Origin of the sequence: Blautia marasmi, assembly GCF_900258535.1 — a bacterium.
Classification (GTDB): Bacteria; Bacillota; Clostridia; order Lachnospirales; family Lachnospiraceae; genus Blautia; species Blautia hominis.
Genome location: NZ_OIWX01000001.1, coordinates 1735322 through 1753685, shown reverse-complemented (window position 1 = coordinate 1753685; position 18364 = coordinate 1735322). Strand labels below are relative to the sequence as shown.

Sequence of the window (18364 nt, the reverse complement as noted above, 5' to 3'; positions counted from 1 at the left end):
GTCTGAACTGTTACCTTTAGCTATCTGCTGCAGATCCTTCTTTATGATTTTTATTATACATTTTCACTGACCTGATGTATAATAGTTATTACTGATATTTGATATCATTTCAAATGATAGGTGGTGTTCCTATGGAAAGTTTAGAACTTAGGATTTTTAGAGAAGTCGCAATAGCAGGTTCTCTTTCCAAAGCTGCTGAAAATATGTGCTATGTACAGTCAAACATTACAGCCCATATTCAAAAACTAGAAAAAGAATTAGGTACTGTTCTATTTGTACGGCACAATAAAGGAATTACATTAACCCGTAATGGGGAAAAATTGCTATCCTATGCAAATTCAATATTGGATTTAATTGATAAAGCAAAATATGAATTTCAACAAGATACCCATGGCTTACATATTGGAGCTACACAGACTTTGGCAGCCTACAAACTTCCTTTATGGCTGTCCCATTATCAAAAGGACTTTCCAGATGTAAATGTATCTGTCCTTACAGAAAATCAAGAGCAGCTTGTAGAACTTGTATCTCATCAAGTCGTTGATTGCGCTTTCGTAGAGAAAAAATATGTGTCTGAGCAGTTACAATCTATTTTCTCATTTGATGAAGAATTATGCCTGATTGCACCTGTTCAAAGTGATGGAAAATTGTTAAGAAATAGTCCTATTATCACAAATAAAATACCTACTTGTCCTTATCGCAGAATTTTATTGGAGTGGGCTGCTTCGCAATCCTCTGAAATGCCGAAAATAATAGAGTTTGATACTATTGAAGCGATTGTTCACTCCGTTTCACTTGGAATGGGAATATCGCTGCTCCCATATTCGACTATCACAAACAGAGAAGAAATAGCTGTTTTTAAGCCACACAATATGAAAAGTCTAAATATCAATATGGTTATACAAAATGGTCGGCGAACTGAAAATGTTTATAATTTTCTAAAAATAATCTCTGACTTTAACACTTCGGAATAATGAAAGCTGTTAATCAATTATAATATTTCTTTACCATACATGAGCATTAAACCAACAGATACAGAGAAGCGGAACCTCAGGCGGAATATTGGAGGGACGTGAATAGAGTTTCTTAATGAAAAACGGCCTCCGGGTGCGTGATGAAATTTGATTTCCGAATCAAATTTCAAGGATAGTTGAGCAGACTAATCATCAGATTAGTTTGCGGTTCTATCCGGTTCACGTACCCGGAGGCCGTTTTTCATTTAGAAACTCTTCACGTTCCGACTATTCCGTCTGAGGTTCCGCTTCTCTGTATCGTCCGCATAAGCCAGTATTACCGTCAACATTCCAGTATCGTCCGCATAAGCCAGTATTACCGTCAACATTCCAGTTACTTTATGCTCCCATTCTTCCCCCAAATAAGCCGAAACGTACTCCCCTCACCAACTACACTATCCAGTTCCACCTGCGCCCCCAAATAAGCCGCCCCATGCTTCACGATGGACAGTCCAAGCCCGGTTCCGCCGATTTCTTTAGAATGGCTCTTATCCACTCTGTAAAACCGTTCAAATACTCTGGCCTGATCTGCGATGGGGATTCCGATTCCGGTGTCTGCTACAGATATGCTGACCGTGTTTTTTCCGTTCAGCACAGTGATCGTCACTTTTCCGTCCGGATGGTTATACTTAATGGCATTGTCGCACAGATTGTACAACACTTCCTCCAAGATCGGCTTCGTGGTGGCGAGTGATGCATGTTCCCCTTCCAGAAAGAGGGAAACCTGCCTGCGTTTTGCCGGCTCCCGCAGACGTTCCAGGGTCTCTTTAGCCAGCGTATAAAAGTCTGTTTCCTCCTTTTGATACGGAAGACAGCCCTCATCGAGCTGGGAGATCTTGATGACATCTCCAACTAAAGCGATCAGCCTCTGGGCCTCATCGAAAATTTTTCCTGCAAATTTATTGATGTCCTCAGGCTTCACAAATCCGTCCTGAATGATTTCCGCAAAACCGGAGATGGAAGTAAGAGGTGTCTTTAATTCGTGTGATACATTGGCAGTAAATTCACGCCTTAGGTTTTCGCGCTGAATTTTCTCAGTTATGTCAACCAATAAGAGCACTGCGCCTGTGACTTCCTTGTCTCGCAGCACCGGGTTGGCGATGACCTGGCAGAAATTATCACCGATCTGCAGGTTGGATGAAGTGTGTTTTCCGGACAGGACCGCGTCCACGGTCTGCTGGAAGGGTTCGCTTCTGTTAAGTGCCAGAACACTGGCATGGGCCTGTGCTTCCGTGGCATCCAGCAGGTGCAGGGCACTGGAATTGTAGGAGAGAAGGTCTGTCTGGGCGTCAATGACTAAGAGGCCCTCACTCATATTTTCAGTGATAATGGAAAACTCCTGCTGCTGTCTCCTGGCATCTGAGAGCTGTCTGCGGATGGTGCGCTGCTGTTTGTTGATCTTGGTAAGCAGCGGGGAAATCTCATCATAGGCCTCTGTGCGCTCAGGTTCGTCCAGATCAAGGCTGTTGATAGGCGAGACGATCTTTTTGGAAATCCTGGCAGCAAAGAGAGCGGAGAGGACCACCATCATGAGCAGTACATACAGCATAGGCTGGACCAGCTCTCCGATCAGGGCCGCAACCGTATACTGGGTGCTGGAAACACGGAGGATCTGTCCGTTTTCCAGTTGTTTGGCATAATAGATGGTTTTTTCCGCAAGGGTGTCGGACTGGCGGGTGGCCTTTCCGGTTCCCTTTAATTTCGCTGCGATCACTTCCTGGCGGTCAGCGTGGTTTTCCATACCGGAGGCCTCTGCCTTGTTGTCAAAGAGAACGGTACCGTCCTCAGCGATCAAAGTGACTCTGGCGGATTCCGCGGGAAGTTTTTCCAGAGCAGAGAGGCCCATGTTTTCCACAGAGATAGCCAGATACGCAGTCTCAGACTTCAGTTCTTTTTCAATCTGGCTGCCGAAATAGTGATATAGGATGCCCATAATAAAACCCAGCCCAATGACCAGTACCAGGGCGGATACAAGCATTATGGAGCGGAAGATTCGTTTTGTCATGCGGTTTTTCCTCCAATTTTATAGCCTACGCCCCTTACGGTTTTGATACAGTCACCGGCGATCCCCAGTTTTTGGCGCAAGGTTCGGACGTGGACGTCAATAGTCCGGCTCTCCCCGTCAAATTCGTATCCCCAGATACGGTCCAGAAGCTGAGCTCTGGTAAATACGGTTTCCTGTTCGGACAGAAGCAGGCAGAGCAGTTCAAATTCTTTTAAAGTCAGGATGATCTCCTCACCATCCACCCGCACAATGTGGCGTGAGGGGCAGACGTAGAGGGAGCCGAGGCGGTATTCCGGAATCTTTTCCTGTTCCTGGCTGCGGCGCAGCAGGGCACGGATGCGGGAAATCAGTTCCATCATCCGGAAAGGTTTTGGAATATAATCGTCGGCTCCGTTGTCCAGGCCCAGCACCGTGTCATATTCGCTTCCTTTTGCAGTCAGCATGATGACAGGAAGCTTTTTGGTATCTCTGGATGTGCGGAGCTTTTTCAAAATGCTCAGTCCATCTTCCTCCGGAAGCATAATATCCAGAAGGACCAGAGAGGGGACAGCCATGTATATGGCATCCCAAAAATCAGAAGGCCGTGCAAATCCCTCAGCCTCCAATCCCTGGCTGTTTAGGGTGTAAGTGACCAATTCCCGGATATTTTCATCGTCCTCTACAAGATAGATCAATTTATTCACCTCATTCTTTTTCGGCATCCAGATGATGTTCGTCGCTCTGGTGAATGCCTGTTATGGAATACTGTACCCACTCTGCCACATTGACAGCGTGGTCACCAATGCGTTCAAAGTATTTGGCAGCCATGAGGATATCCAGGGCAGCTCTGGGGTCAGCATTGTTTTTTTTGATCAGATCCAGAAGCTCCCCTTTTATTTTGTTGAAGAGATCGTCCACAATATCATCGGAGATGACCACGGATTCTGCCAGCTCTAAATCATTTTTCACGAAGGCATCCACACTTAAGGTTACCATACGGATGGTTGCTGCTGCCATATCGTGGATCTGTACTTTGCTGCTGATGCTGCTTTTGACAATATAGGGGGCCAGGTCCGAGATGTCCGCTGCCTGGTCACCGATACGTTCCAGGTCTGATATCATTTTAAGGGCAGCCGATATGATCCTCAGATCACGGGCTACAGGCTGTTGCTGGAGAAGAAGGCGCATACAGATGTTTTCAATCTCCCGTTCTTTTTCGTCGATCTCTCCCTCCATGACAGCCACTTTCCTGACCACATCCGGCTCCGGTTCATCCAGTGCCTGGGCGGCCAGGGTAATGGCCTGCTCACACAGGCTTCCCATTTTGATCAGTTCCACATGAAGCTGTTCCAGCTGTTTGTCAAATCTTGTGCGCATATTAACCAAACCTCCCTGTAATATAGTCCTCAGTCCGTTTATCCTGAGGCATTGAGAATATCTGTTCCGTTTCCCCGTACTCCACAATTTCTCCCAGCAGGAAAAATGCAGTTTTATCGGAAATACGGGCTGCCTGCTGCATGTTATGGGTCACCATGACAATGGTGTAATCCTTCTTCAGTTCCACTGCCAGGTCTTCAATCTTGGAAGTGGAAATGGGGTCAAGTGCGGATGTGGGTTCATCCATGAGAAGGACTTCCGGCTGTACTGCCAGTGCCCGGGCAATGCAGAGCCTCTGCTGCTGTCCTCCGGACATACCCAGGGCGTTCTGTTTCAGACGGTCTTTTGTTTCATCCCAGATGGCTGCATCCCGCAGGGATTTTTCCACAATATCATCCAGCTTTGCTTTGGAATGGACACCGTGGGTGCGGGGGCCGAAAGCAATGTTGTCGTAAATGCTCATAGGGAAGGGGTTGGGTTTCTGGAACACCATACCCACTCTTTTTCTGAGCAGGTTTACATCCATCTTACCGTAAATGTCTTCACCGTCCAGAAGGATACTGCCGTCAATGCGGCAGCCCTCAACCAGGTCATTCATGCGATTCAGGGATTTGAGAAGGGTAGATTTGCCGCAGCCTGAGGGGCCGATGAATGCGGTTATTTTATTTTCAGGTACTTTTAAGTTTATGTTTTTCAGGGCCTTAAAATCTGTATAGTATAAGTCAAGGCTGCTGATGGATATCTTTTCCGTATTATTCATTTTATATTTGATAACTGTTCAGTCCGGTAAATGTACAGATCGGATGAATAGTTATTATACTCCTTTCGTCAGTTTTTTTGCCAATGTACCGGATATCCAGTTGATGACCAGTACAAGCAGAAGCAGTATGACAGATACCGCGTAGGCCTGATCCATATACAGACCCTCCCTGGAGAGATTGTACATATGGACAGCCAGTGTGGAGCCTGATGACATGACGCCTGACGGCACCTCAGCCACAGCACCGGCTGTATAGATCAGTGCAGCGGTTTCCCCCACAATTCTGCCTATGGACAGAATAACGCCTGCCAGAATACCCGGGATGGCACTTGGCAGCACGATCTTAAATACTGTTCTTAACTTTCCGGCTCCAAGGCCGAAACTTCCCTCACGGAAAGAGTCAGGGACTGATTTCAGAGCCTCCTCCGTGGTACGCATGATCAGGGGGAGAATCATGATGGACAGGGTCAGAGCGCCGGCCAGCAGGGAATATCCCCACTTCAGGGTAGTCACAAAGAAAAGAGCGCCAAACAGTCCGTATACAATAGAAGGGATACCGGACAGGGTCTCGGTAGTAAGCCGGATGATCTCCACAAATTTGTTGCCGCGTTTGGCGTATTCCACCAGATATATGGCAGAGAAGATCCCAAGGGGGACGGCGATCAGGAGTGATAAAAATGTGATGATCAGGGTGTTGATAATGGAAGGCATCATGGATGCGTTTTCCGATGTATAGGTCCAGGAAAAAAGTCCGGGATTCAGATTGGGAACCCCGTTTATTAAAATATAGGCAATTAGGAAAAATAGGACAGCAAAGGTAATGGCAGTGCAGAGCATGACCAGCAGCATAAGGAGAAAGGAGCCGGGTGTGCGCTTGTATTCTTTTAGTTTCTGCCGCAGATTTTTTTTATTATGCATGGCGGTTCCTCCGATTGAGCAGGGCAACGCAGAAGTTGATCAGCAGGATAAAGACAAAGAGCACAACACCTGTGGCAATGAGAGCTTCCCTGTGCAGGTCTGCTGCATAGCCCATTTCCAGTACAATATTGGCAGTCATGGTCCGGACACCTCTTAAGATCCCTCTTGGCATCCTGGGCTGGTTGCCCGCGATCATGACAACTGCCATAGTCTCACCGATAGCACGTCCGATGCCCAGTACCACACCGGCTATAACACCGGATTTTGCCGCGGGAAGGACAATGGCGAAGATACTTCTCTCATGTGTGGCTCCCAGTGCCAAAGCCCCTTCATAATAGGTGCGGGGCACGGAACGCAGGGCAGATTCGCTGACACCGATGATGGTGGGCAGGATCATGATTCCAAGAAGGATAGAGGCAGTGAGCATACTGTTTCCGTTTCCCTCCTGAAAAAGACTGCGGATCAGGGGTACCAGTACCACAAGACCGAAGAAACCGTATACAACCGATGGGATCCCGGCCAGCAGTTCCGTGGCGGATTTCAAAAACGGGTAAATTTTTTTCGGACAATATTCAGCCATAAAGACAGAGGTCAGGATGCCCACAGGCACGCCGATGACAATGGCTCCGGCTGTTACATAAATACTTCCCATAATCATGGGAAAAATACCAAAAATATTGTTGCCCGGTTTCCAGCGCTCACCGAGAAGAAAATCGAAAATGCCGATCTCTTTCATGGCCGGGATACCGTTTACAAAAAGAAAGAGACAAATTAATACAACTGCAAATATAGATGCGCAGGCAGCTATAAAAAAGACTGCCTGCATTACTTGTTCTTTAAGCTTATTTTGTTTGCGAGATACCATATTTTTTTTCATGCTTTTAACCTCGGTCATAAGTTATGATCACAACGCTTCATCCCAAGCCAGAGCATCTCCGGTAAAGATGGATTTCACCTGGTCGGAAGTCATTTCATCGGTAGGATTGTCATTGTTGACAATAACGGCAATACCGTCCAGTGCAATGACTGTGGGGGTGAGGCCTGCGTCCAGTTCGGAATCTTTCAGTTCTCTGGAAGCCATTCCGATATCGCAGACACCGTCGATAGCGTTCTGCATACCTGTGGTGGAATCACTTGTCTGAATCTCAATTTCTACATTGCTGTTGGCATCCGCGTAAGCTTCTTTCAGTTTTTCCATAACAGGTGATACGGAGGAAGAACCTGCCACTACAACTTTGCCGGAAGCTCCGTTAGATGCGTAGGCTTCTGCGTTATCCAGCGGGATGTAATTGTTGTCAGCAACAATAGCCTGGCCTTCTTTACTCAGGATATAGTTTATGAAATCCTGTGCAGCTTCGCTTGCATCTTCTTTTACCGCAATGTTAAATGGTCTGGAAATCTTGTAAGTTCCGGCTTTGATGTTTTCTGCTGTGGCTTCCGTGCCGTCAATCTTCAAAGCTTTTACTGTATCATTTAAAGAGCCCAGAGAAATATAGCCAATGCTGTATTCATTCTGTGCCACGGATGACATCATAACAGACGTGCTGTTGGTGATGTTGGCTTCCTCTGTAGTCATATCCATTTTTTCTCCGTCTACTTCCTCCTCGATACCGAAGAGTTCCACAAAAGCACCGCGTGTACCGGAACCATCCTCTCTGGATACTACGGTAATGTCATTGCTGCTGTCCCAGTCGCTGCTTTTATCGTCTTTTGAACTACTGTCTGTATCGGCTTTATCAGCAGTAGCTTCTGTACCGGAGTTTGTGTCTGTGCTGTTATCTGCATCTTCATTTCCACCGCATGCGGCAAGTCCGAATACCATCACACCGGCGAGTAAAATTGCTGCTAATCTTTTCATAGTTTTAATCTCCTTTTTTTTCCTCACATTGTCTATTATTTGTCCTCGTTACGAATTTTAGTATATAATGGGAAAGTTAAATACAAAATCTTAGTTTTGTTAAATGTAAGTAAAGTTAAATGGGACTTATTTTCAATTGTTAAATGTTAAATAACCTATAAAGTTTATAATTACAGAAAATATGTGCTATAATCTCTTTAGGAAGCGGCTGATCGTAAATATTGCTGTAGGAGGTTTATATGGATAAATGTAAAAAAATTCTTCCGGTAGGAATCAGTGATTTTAGGAAGATCAGGGAAGAGCAATATTATTTTGTTGATAAGTCACTGCTCATAAGAGATATTATTAACTCAGGATCAGAAGTAACACTGCTGACAAGGCCCAGACGATTCGGTAAGACTCTGAATATGAGTATGATAAAATCGTTTTTTGAAAGAACGGAAGAGGCAGCAGTGGGATTGTTCAGTGAGTTGAAAATATGGAAATGTGAGCCTAGCGAGAAATATAGAGGGGAGCAGGGCAAATATCCGGTGGTGTATTTAACCTTGAAGGATATAAAGTGTGACAGTTGGGAAGAAACATATGAAAAACTGAAGAATGTAATACAATTAGAATTTAATCGTCACGTCGATTTACTGGAAAGTAAAAACCTTACCAGGTTTGACAAATTATATATGGAACGTATCCTGAATATGAGTGCTTCTGATGCAGATTGGCAGGATTCCTTAAACCGTCTGACAGGTTATTTAAAAATTCATCATAAGACACCGGCAATCCTTCTTATAGATGAATATGATGTCCCCATACAACAAGAGCATATGATGGATTTTTACGATAAAATAATTAATTTTATGAGAAACTGGCTTTCCGGAGGGCTAAAAGACAACCAGAATTTAAAATTTGCTGTTTTGACAGGGATTCTTCATATCGCACAGGAGAGTATATTCAGCGGTTTAAATAATTTAGATGTGTATACCGTATTGGATGAACCTTACAGGGAATATTTTGGTTTCACACAGGAAGAGGTTGATGAGATTGCCGCCTATTATGACTGCGGGGATAAACGTGGGGAAATAAGAGCTTGGTATAATGGTTATAATTTGGGCGGGCTGGATATTTATAATCCATGGTCAGTAGTAAAATATATTCGTTCCGGAAATAAACCTGCACCTTACTGGCTGTCCACAAGCAGTAATGATTTCATACACAAGATAATTGAAAAGAGTACCCCTGAGACAGAAGCGGCATTAAAGCAGGTGATGGATGGCGGGTATCTTATAACTTCGCTTAATACGCAGGTCGTGTATCCGACTATTTATGATAATCCGGATAATATCTTCAGTTTTTTGGTTATGACGGGATACCTGAAGGCGGATGCCCTTGAGGAACCGGAATATGGCGGAGATTTTGTTTTATGCATTCCTAATCAGGAATTAGCCAGTGTTTATAAAAAAGAGATAAGTAGGACTATTATAAAATATGGAATAGGGTTTTATAAAAAAGAGTTGTCAATTGTAAAGGGATAGCTTTTCGTATGAGAGGAAGGAAAAGGCTGCCGGAAAATGTATATTTACATTTCCTGCAGCCTTTACTTATGATAATACAAACCCGCCACGTGTGCTTTCTATTACTTTACCCTTTGTTCTGCATCCGTTTAATAACTTTTAGTCGGGTGAATTCTTCCCTCTCTTTTTCCTCCAGTGCGTTGGAAATAGATTTTGTCAGATCCTCAAATTTTGGGATCGTGATATTTTTCAGCGCGTTGGCGCGCTTCTGGGTTTTCTTAATATTGATAGCCAGCCTGTAAGCGGAATTCTCCACCATGGACAGGCGGATGGTGAGCTGCTTTACCTTCTCAAAGGCCGCTTTCGCTTCATCCAGGGAGGCTTTGGTGCCGTAGTAAGCATAGGTAGGTGCCCCTGACGGCGGATCTGACTGCACCAGGGGGATCTCGGTCCCCATGACGCTTCTGGTCTTGATGCGGATGGAATCCTCCACCGGCACAGTGCGGGATATCTCCTGCACATAGTTGATACCGATCTCCATGTTGGCCTTCTGGAGTGCTGCATAGGCGGTGCGGAAGGTGATATCAATCTGGTCCTGGATATCCTTGGCCTGGTCGATCAGATCCATCAGCTCACGGATCAGGATATTCCTCTTCTTATCCATCAGATCAAATCCCTGCCTGGACAGTGTAAGGGAATTTTTTGCTAATATAAGGTTACCTTTGGTTGGAAAGGTATTTGGATCCATAACATCACCCTTTCTATAAAGACTTTGCTGTTAAGCCTTTCAGACTCACAGCGGCGGCTGCCTGACTGCGTCCTGATTTTCATTAACTATGCTTCCTCATCAAGAGGATGATAATACTGATCCAGAATCTTGGTGTCGATACGGTCCAGTTCGTCTCTTGGAATCATGCCTAACAGTTTCCAGCCTAAATCAAGGGTTTCCTCAATGCTCCGGTTCTCATCCGGCCTCTGTCCTACAAAGTCATGTTCAAAGGCGTCACCGAATTTCAGGTATTTTTTATCCAGCGGTGAAAGTTCATCCTCACCGATTACAGATGCCAGTGCTCTTGCGTCGCCTACCTTGGCGTAGCAGGAGAAAAGCTGATTGGCTACATCCTGATGGTCGCCCCTTGTGTACCCCTCACCGATACCGTCCTTCATAAGCCTAGACAGGGAAGGCAGAACATTGATAGGCGGATAGATAGCCTGCCCGTGAAGCTGACGCTCCAGTACGATCTGGCCTTCCGTAATGTAGCCTGTAAGGTCAGGGATCGGATGTGTGATATCATCATTGGGCATGGTCAGGATGGGGATCTGTGTGACAGAGCCGGTTCCGCCTCTTACAATGCCGGCCCGCTCGTACAGGGTTGCCAGTTCACTGTACAGATATCCGGGATAACCCTTTCTGGAAGGAATCTCTCCTTTTGAGGAGGAAACTTCACGCATGGCCTCCGCAAAGGATGTGATATCGGTCAGGATCACAAGAATATGCATACCCTTTTCAAATGCCAGATACTCCGCAGCGGTCAGGGCCACTTTGGGGGTGATCAGTCGTTCCACAACCGGGTCATTTGCCAGGTTCAGGTACATGACCACATGGTCCGCAACACCGCTCTCCTCAAAAGTACGGCGGAAAAATTCAGCCACGTCATATTTGACACCCATGGCGGCAAATACAATAGCGAATTTTTCATTGCTGTCCCCACCAAGGGAAGCCTGCTGCACGATCTGGGCTGCTAACTGGTCATGGGGAAGGCCGTTTCCGGAGAAAATAGGCAGCTTCTGTCCCCTGATCAAGGTAGTCAGACCGTCAATGGCTGAGATACCGGTCTGGATATAGTTACGTGGATACTCCCTGGTCACAGGGTTAAGGGGAAGTCCGTTAATGTTGGAGCGGACTTCCGGCATGACAGGGCCAAGGCCGTCAATGGGTTTACCGATACCATTGAAGGTCCTTCCCAGGATATCGGAGGAAAGCTCCACCTCCATGGGATGGCCTGTGAGTTTTGTGTGGGTGTTCAAAAGGGACATGTTTTCCGTACCCTCAAACACCTGGATGACTGCTTTGTCTTCATATATTTCAACAATTCGGCCCAGCTTTTTGGAACCGTCGTCCACCTTGAACTCTACAATTTCATCAAAGGAGGCATCGCGCACGCCCTCCAGCACAACCAGAGGTCCATTGATTTCGCTCAAGCCGAGATATTCAATTGCCATAATCGTTCCTCCTTATGCATTTTTTTCCATGACGGTGTTGTAGAAGTCGTCAACGGCCTTCATGTAATCGTCGATCAGTTCCAGCTTGTCATTGGGAACATCATATTTGATGGAGATGATCTTCTCAAATATATTCTCCCTGCGGAGCACTGACATGGGCATACCCATGGCGATCAGGCTTCTGCAGCGTTTATACAGATAGAGGATGACCTCCATCATCTTAAACTGTTTGTCCAGGGACACACAGGTATCGTCGGGATGGAAAGCATTCTGCTGCAGGAAGCCCAGACGGATGACTCTCGCGATCTCCAGAGTCAGTTTCTGGTCATCCGGCAGTACATCGCTTCCGATCAGCTTTACGATCTCCATCAGGCTGCTCTCCTGGTTTAAGATAGCCATCAGGCGGTTTCTGTCGTCCACAAATTTGGGTGATACATTTTCACTGTACCAGTGGGACAGGTCGCCCAGATATTCGCTGTAGCTGGTAAGCCAGTGAATCGCCGGGAAATGTCTGGCATAAGCCAGGGATTTATCAAGACCCCAGAAACAGCGCACAAAACGCTTGGTGTTCTGGGTGACAGGTTCGGAGAAGTCACCGCCCTGGGGGGACACGGCCCCAATGATGGATACAGAACCCTCCGTGCCGTTTAAGTTCTGCATCATGCCTGCCCTCTCGTAGAATGCGGAGAGGCGGGATGCCAGATAAGCCGGGAAGCCTTCCTCGGCGGGCATTTCCTCCAGACGTCCGGACAGCTCTCGCAGAGCCTCAGCCCACCTGGATGTGGAGTCAGCCATGATCGCCACATCGTATCCCATATCCCGGTAATATTCCGCCAGGGAGATACCTGTGTAGATGGAAGCCTCACGGGCTGCCACCGGCATGTTGGAAGTGTTGGCGATGAGTGTGGTGCGGGCCATGAGGGCATTGCCCGTCTTGGGATCGTGGAGCTTTGAGAAATCTTCCAGAACCTGCGTCATCTCATTGCCGCGCTCGCCGCAGCCGATGTAGACAATGATATCCGCGTCAGACCATTTGGCGATCTGATGCTGGGTCATGGTCTTACCTGTTCCGAAACCGCCGGGAACGGCTGCTGTGCCGCCCTTGGCAATGGGAAACAGGGTGTCCAGGATACGCTGCCCCGTAACCAAAGGGATGGTGGCCGGGTAACGTTTGTTTGTGGGGCGCGGGATACGGATAGGCCATTTCTGCGCCAGTTTCAGGGGATATTCGCTGCCGTCGGCAAGCTGGACCACTGCCAGAACGTCAGTCACGGTGTATGCGCCGTCCTTTACCACTTGGGATACAATACCTTCCACCTGAGGCGGAACCATGGATTTATGCACAATAGACGGGGTTTCCTGCAGCTCCGCGATGATGGTGCCGCCGTGAACCTCCATGCCGTCCTTTATAGTCATATGCACGTCCCATTTTTTCTCTGTGTCCAGGGAATCTACCTGCATACCGCGGGAGATGTATTTGCCGGACTGCTCAGCAATGACAGAGAGGGGACGCTGGATGCCGTCGAATATATTGTCCAGGATTCCCGGGCCCAGCATAACGGAGATGGCATCACCTGTGGCAGTGACCGTCTCCCCTGGTCTTAAACCGCTGGTTTCTTCGAAAACCTGAACAGTGGTGGTATCCTTTTTCAGGGAAATGACCTCGCCTACCAGGTTTTCCTTTCCCACGTATACCATTTCCGACATCTTGAATCCTGTATTACCTTTCAGATAAATGACGGGACCGTTGATGCCGTAGATAATTCCTGTTCTATTCATGTAGCAGTCCTCCGTCAAAATTAAATTCTTCTTTTTCGTTCTCGTATAAAGTTTTGAATGTGTGGTCAATTAAAATATTCTTTGCCGGGATCACCGCGCGGACACCGCCCATGAAGGGAGTTTCCGACAGGCAGAGAGGGGTCCCGCATCTGGCTGCAAGGGTTTCCAGCAGGTTGGCGTCCGCAGGGGTCAGATAAATCTGAACTTCGTCCTCACCGGCAATAGTCAGAGCCTCCCGGATCTTTTCTTCCAGCCAGCCAAGGTATTCAGCGCTGCCCATAAAAGTCTCCAGTTTGTTCCTGACTTCCACAAACAATTCCTCACGCAGTTCCTGCTGTTTCTTGGACAGACGTCTTTTAATGTGAAGCTGCTCCGCAGACAATGCCTTGTTTATCTCACGTTTTGCGTTCTCCGTCTCCAGTTTTAACTGGTTGGCGGCATTTTTCTGTTTATCTTCTTTATGTTCAGCCAGCATCTGGGAGAGGGCGGCCCGGTATTCTTGCAGGGCTTTTTCAGACTCCTCCCGTGCGCTTTCCATAGATACTTCGTAGAAATGCTGCAGTTTTTCTTCGGTTGTCATGTCGTTCACCTTCTTTATCTATAATTTCAAACCGATCGCCTCATTGACATAAGAGAGAATAAAATCGGGTGCACGGCCAGTACCATGTCTGTCGGGAATTTCTATAATGAGCGGCAGACGATGGTTCAGCCGCATGTCGTCAATGATATCGGGAAACTCCCTGCCGAATTTTTCCGTCAGCAGGATGATGCCGTTTTCCTTGTTGGCAATGGCGTCCTCCAGAGCTTTTCTCAGCTCTTCGCGTTCATGCACCACAACACCTTCCACGCCTGCTAGCCGCATTCCTGTGTAGGTGTCAATATTATCGCTGATCAAAAACATTTTCATAATGCATCAGTCTCTTTCTATTCAAAATATAAGGCAGCCCTTATCCCAGTTTACCTAAGATCATGAAGGAAATGATAAGTCCGTACAGAGCAATACCTTCTGCCATGGCTACGAAGATCATGGATTTACCAAACAGGGAACCGTCCTCGCTGATGGCACCCAGTGCAGCGCTTGCGGAGGAGGCAACAGCGATACCGGAACCGATACCGGAAAGGCCGGTAACCAGTGCGGCGCCGATGTAGCCAAGGCCTGTTGCAAGTCCGGCGGAAGCTGTGTCAGTGGCAGCGCTTACGGAAGCGGTCCCGCCGATCATCACAACAGAAGCCACCAGAAGGGTTCCGAAGAAGAAGAAGCAGTTCACGCCCAGTGATTTTTTGTAGCGTTTTTTATTTTTCTCACCCAGGAAAAAGTATCCGAAGGGAACAATGATGCTTAAAATTAATGCGGCTGCTATAGTAAATTGAATTAATGTTGTCATAATAATGAATCCTCCTTAGGTTTATGCATTTTTGTGTAACTGTTCAGTACCCTCACAGTTACAGGCAAAAATCCATGCAGAATCGCCTTTGGCGATGGGATTTTTGCTTGGCTGCGGAATGCTTTTTTACGGTCAGCGCAGTGAATGCGCAGACCTACTGAATCGTTGCATTTTTGTTATCTCTTTTTACGCGCTTTAAGAAAGGGTGGAATTCCCTGCCGCTGCCTTTATAGAAGCGGCTGAACATCTCATAATATTCCAGACGGAGTACCTGGATACCTACGATCAGGCCCTCCATAGCACATACAAAGGCATTGCCCAGCACGATGACCAGCCAGTTGATACTGCCTCCGCTCTCAGCGCCTCCCAGCATGAGTACAACGCCCATCATGGCTGCATGGCTGACCGCAAATGCGCCGATACGGACGAAGGAAAGGGTGTTGGAGAGATAACTCAGCATTACCTCAAACAGTTCAAAGAAGCTCTGAACAAAGAACATGACCTTTCCGCCTTCCACAACAGGCTGTTTTTTCTTAATGATACGTGTCAGCGGCTCCTTCAGCATGATCAGGATAAGCGGTACACCGAACATGATGACCAGGATCGCCGTTGCCGGAAGAGAATGTCCTGTCAGGTACAACAAGATCATAACGGTCAACGCCCCGTAGAAGACCAGTCCGCAGACGGCATTCTGGTCAAACAGGATATTTTCCGTATCGCGGCTCCTCACTGCATTGATGATATGGAAGACCATGGTCAGCAGTATAAGGAACATACCGAAGACGATCGCCACAATAAACACAGTGTTCATATTGCCCAGGCCGGGTACATTGGTCATGGCGTCCACAGGCCGCAGCCATATGGGTTCCAGCACATCCTCAAACCCGAAGATACTGCCGAACATGAAGCCAAAGAAAGTGGAGAAGATACCGGCAGTGCCGATGATGGCCGCCAGATCCATTTTTTTGAATCTATAAAGCAAAAATCCGCCGATGGCAAGCAAAAGTCCCTGTCCCACATCGCCGAACATGGCGCCGAAGATGAAGGAATAGGTGATCGCCACGAACATGGTGGGGTCCATTTCATTGTAGGCGGGAAGGCCGTACATTTTAACATACATCTCAAAAGGCTTGAAAACTTTTGGATTTTTCAGTTTTGTAGGCGGCTGTGTGCGTATGTTGTTCTGGTCATCCTCAATGATACAGAACAGTTTGGCATCATTTTCAATGTCTTTCTGGAAAGCGAGGGCATCCCTCTCTGTCATCCATCCGCAGAGGATATAGAAGGTCTCCTGATGTTCCTTGACGCAGGCCGCTACTTTACGCACATCAAAATTGGTGGAGAGAGCACTCAGGGCTTCTTTTGCGGAGAGTATGGCGGAAGCGTCACCGCGGAGCAGCAGCCGTATCTCTTCCTGGCAGGAGGCCATGTGCTTGTCAATGGTTTCCAGTTTCTCCTTCAGCTCCCTGTGAATGGCCTGGGGGGTACCGTGGTAATAATCCTTTTTCAGATAAATCCTTTCAAAGTGCATGGAAGAGAAGATCGCGTCAACCTCCTCCATCTTGGTCCAGGGTACAAAATAGACGCCCCATACATATTCATCTTCATGGCATGGATAGAACCAGGTGTCCATGCCGTCATAGACATACTCTTTAAATTTGTTGTAATATTCTTTCGCGATCCGGCCGAAACGAACCTGGACAAAACGGTAGTGTACCAGTTTATCCACATCTTCCGGCAGATTCAGGAAGGGGGTGATACGGTTTAAGTCTTCCACAACTGCCGTCCGCTGTGCCTTCAGGTCATCGCATTCTGCATTGATGTCTGAGAGCTTCTGGCTGAGGGAGTCAATAAGATCCGTGGCTTCATCCAGGGAAATATCCCGGACCGGCACATCCTCTGTATTCTGCAGCAGCCCTGCAAATTCCGTGGCTTTGTTCAGAAGTTCCTTGTAGGGGTTGATCTGAATATAAGGGGACAGGTGCTGCACCTGCGTCAGCTGTGCCATGGCATTTTCCAGATGGATCTCATACTTAGCCAGGTATTCGTTGACAACTCTGTCAATGTCAGACTTCGGACCGGTAATGCTCAAGAATTTCATTTTCTCAATCATGTCAATTACCTCCGAGGTTAGTTTTTGTGAATATAATCCAGCGTCTCAGCCGGGGACAGTCCGTAGCGGATACACTCTATGGCAGTGGTGAGCCGGTCTACTTCGTGTTCCTTGTGATAAAAATAGGAATAGATCATAATGACTGAGTGCGGGTATTTTCTTGCCTCCGATTCCAGGACATTCCTGAGATTCAGAGTATAGTATTCTTCCAGGTTCTCCGGCGCAAGTTCCGGGTAACGTTTTTTATAGGCAGTGGTATCCAGCACGCGGCGGAACTCCTCATTGTCCGCTGCTTCCACCAGCGCGGTGATCTCTTTGTGGGAGAGCTTATAGTGCACAGGTATGAGCAGTGCGTAGATATCAGCCGGGGCCATATGGTAATACCTGCGGGAACGGTAGATCCACTGCAGGTTAAGCATATCGAATTTGTTGCCGTAGGCCTTTATGATTTCTTGCAGATCTCTTTTTTTGAACAGCTTATCTTTTACAGACCAGATATTCGCAAAATAATACTGGTCCAGCGCCATGCCGTAATCAAAAAGGAGCGGTGTATATTCTTCCCCGATCTTAGACAGTGGGGAGTAATATTCCGTACCTTTCAGACTGTTTACAAATTCTTCAATTGTAGCTGCTTGGGTCAGCTTATCCAAATCCAGTTTGGAATGCCGGTCAAAGAAATCTTTGAACAGCGATAGATCCAACCCTTCCCGGGTCTTGTCAAATACCCTTCTTAGACATTCCTTCATAATGGCGATCTCGTACCGCTTAAAGTACAGGGCCATAAAAGTACGCTGGGAGGGATTGGCGAATTTGTAAATCTTAGCAAAGTTCTGATGGATCGTGTGGGTAAGCAGCTTCTCGATATCCCCCCTGTGGAGGGAGTTTTCATCCAGGTCAGTCCACAGCTCTTTGAATCCGGGCTGCTTTTTTAAATATGCAACCACCTGGGGAACAGATTCTAACTGTGCGATTTCCTGATACTGCCTTTCCGTCATGAGCTTGCTCTGCATGGCACGGATCTTTGTTGAAAGACCGCTGTAAGATAACAGGGTTCCCATAACATCACATCCTTAATATTTTGTCATACAGTTTCTGAGCCATCTCTTCGTGATGGGCTTCATAATACTTTTCCATTTTATGCAGGATTTCATCCGTTTCCGCTTTCTGGTTATCCAGTTCTTTTTCCATGTTGACTTCCAGGTCTCTGCGGATGGACTCCAGTTCTTTGGCAGTTTTCCGGTCGGCTTCCTCGTCGAAGGCTTTGATCTGGGCATCATTCTCTTCGGAAAGCTTTTTTTTCTGGACAGCAACGTCCTCCATGATCCGGGAAGCGGCGGATTCAATCTCTGCCAGTTTGCTGATTACATCTTCCATAGATTTTCCTCCTTGTGTCTTCTATATATCATACACCTTTTTCAGAAAAAATCCATAGAAATCTTCATAATATTT

General features: G+C 47.0%; 18 protein-coding genes. 2 read left to right on the top strand and 16 right to left on the bottom strand.

All coding sequences use genetic code 11. The features are described from left to right. Positions 1-131: 131 nt before the first annotated feature. Positions 132-974, top strand: coding sequence for a LysR family transcriptional regulator (locus C6P39_RS07795; RefSeq protein ID WP_158661489.1), 843 nt, complete (start codon positions 132-134; stop codon positions 972-974). Positions 975-1347: 373 nt separating this feature from the next. On the opposite strand, the gene C6P39_RS07790 is transcribed toward C6P39_RS07795, so the two are convergent. The 7 genes from C6P39_RS07790 to C6P39_RS07760 are packed head-to-tail and all read right to left on the bottom strand — an operon-like array spanning position 1348 to position 7910. Continuing rightward, entirely contained in the window at positions 1348-3018 is a 1671-nt protein-coding gene (locus tag C6P39_RS07790; protein WP_104803362.1) for a sensor histidine kinase, read from the bottom strand. Then, on the bottom strand, positions 3015-3692 hold the full coding sequence (locus C6P39_RS07785) for a response regulator transcription factor (protein ID WP_104805881.1): 678 nt from the start codon (positions 3690-3692) through the stop codon (positions 3015-3017). The genes C6P39_RS07790 and C6P39_RS07785 overlap by 4 nt, the downstream gene beginning before the upstream one ends. A gap of 10 nt (positions 3693-3702) precedes the next feature. Further along, entirely contained in the window at positions 3703-4374 is a 672-nt protein-coding gene (phoU, locus tag C6P39_RS07780; RefSeq protein ID WP_104803361.1) for a phosphate signaling complex protein PhoU, read from the bottom strand. 1 nt (position 4375) lies between these two features. Continuing rightward, positions 4376-5134, bottom strand: a complete 759-nt coding sequence (pstB, locus tag C6P39_RS07775) for a phosphate ABC transporter ATP-binding protein PstB (protein ID WP_095174694.1) — start codon at positions 5132-5134, stop codon at positions 4376-4378. Positions 5135-5188: 54 nt separating this feature from the next. Continuing rightward, positions 5189-6052: a phosphate ABC transporter permease PstA gene (pstA, locus tag C6P39_RS07770; RefSeq protein WP_095174695.1), complete on the bottom strand. Its 864-nt coding sequence runs from the start codon at positions 6050-6052 to the stop codon at positions 5189-5191. Then, the gene (gene pstC, locus C6P39_RS07765; protein ID WP_242986986.1) at positions 6045-6929 is read right to left on the bottom strand and encodes a phosphate ABC transporter permease subunit PstC; all 885 of its coding nucleotides are present in this window, start codon (positions 6927-6929) and stop codon (positions 6045-6047) included. The genes pstA and pstC overlap by 8 nt, the downstream gene beginning before the upstream one ends. 27 nt (positions 6930-6956) lie before the next feature. Next, positions 6957-7910, bottom strand: coding sequence for a substrate-binding domain-containing protein (locus tag C6P39_RS07760; RefSeq protein ID WP_095174696.1), 954 nt, complete (start codon positions 7908-7910; stop codon positions 6957-6959). Between the two features lie 239 nt (positions 7911-8149). On the opposite strand from C6P39_RS07760, the gene C6P39_RS07755 reads away from it, so the two are divergent. Next, positions 8150-9436: an AAA family ATPase gene (locus C6P39_RS07755; RefSeq protein WP_104803360.1), complete on the top strand. Its 1287-nt coding sequence runs from the start codon at positions 8150-8152 to the stop codon at positions 9434-9436. 106 nt (positions 9437-9542) lie between these two features. Here the strand turns inward: C6P39_RS07755 and C6P39_RS07750 are convergent, their stop codons facing one another. The 9 genes from C6P39_RS07750 to C6P39_RS07710 form a co-directional block, all read right to left on the bottom strand. Further along, the gene (locus tag C6P39_RS07750) at positions 9543-10163 is read right to left on the bottom strand and encodes a V-type ATP synthase subunit D (protein ID WP_095174698.1); all 621 of its coding nucleotides are present in this window, start codon (positions 10161-10163) and stop codon (positions 9543-9545) included. 86 nt (positions 10164-10249) lie between these two features. Then, positions 10250-11638: a V-type ATP synthase subunit B gene (locus C6P39_RS07745; protein ID WP_095174699.1), complete on the bottom strand. Its 1389-nt coding sequence runs from the start codon at positions 11636-11638 to the stop codon at positions 10250-10252. Positions 11639-11650: 12 nt separating this feature from the next. Next, entirely contained in the window at positions 11651-13417 is a 1767-nt protein-coding gene (locus C6P39_RS07740) for a V-type ATP synthase subunit A (protein WP_095174700.1), read from the bottom strand. Continuing rightward, positions 13410-13997, bottom strand: coding sequence for a V-type ATP synthase subunit E (locus C6P39_RS07735; RefSeq protein WP_104803359.1), 588 nt, complete (start codon positions 13995-13997; stop codon positions 13410-13412). Before C6P39_RS07735 ends, C6P39_RS07740 begins: the two co-directional genes overlap by 8 nt. Before the next feature lie 18 nt (positions 13998-14015). Beyond that, on the bottom strand, positions 14016-14324 hold the full coding sequence (locus C6P39_RS07730; RefSeq protein ID WP_018595531.1) for a V-type ATP synthase subunit F: 309 nt from the start codon (positions 14322-14324) through the stop codon (positions 14016-14018). 40 nt (positions 14325-14364) lie between these two features. After that, entirely contained in the window at positions 14365-14802 is a 438-nt protein-coding gene (locus tag C6P39_RS07725) for an ATP synthase subunit C (RefSeq protein WP_065544142.1), read from the bottom strand. A 154-nt stretch (positions 14803-14956) separates the two neighbouring features. Beyond that, complete coding sequence (locus C6P39_RS07720; protein ID WP_095174702.1) at positions 14957-16915, bottom strand: V-type ATP synthase subunit I; 1959 nt, start codon at positions 16913-16915, stop codon at positions 14957-14959. Between the two features lie 17 nt (positions 16916-16932). Continuing rightward, on the bottom strand, positions 16933-17973 hold the full coding sequence (locus tag C6P39_RS07715) for a V0D/AC39 family V-type ATPase subunit (RefSeq protein WP_095174703.1): 1041 nt from the start codon (positions 17971-17973) through the stop codon (positions 16933-16935). A gap of 4 nt (positions 17974-17977) precedes the next feature. Further along, entirely contained in the window at positions 17978-18289 is a 312-nt protein-coding gene (locus C6P39_RS07710) for a hypothetical protein (protein ID WP_104803358.1), read from the bottom strand. Between the last annotated feature and the right edge of the window lie 75 nt (positions 18290-18364).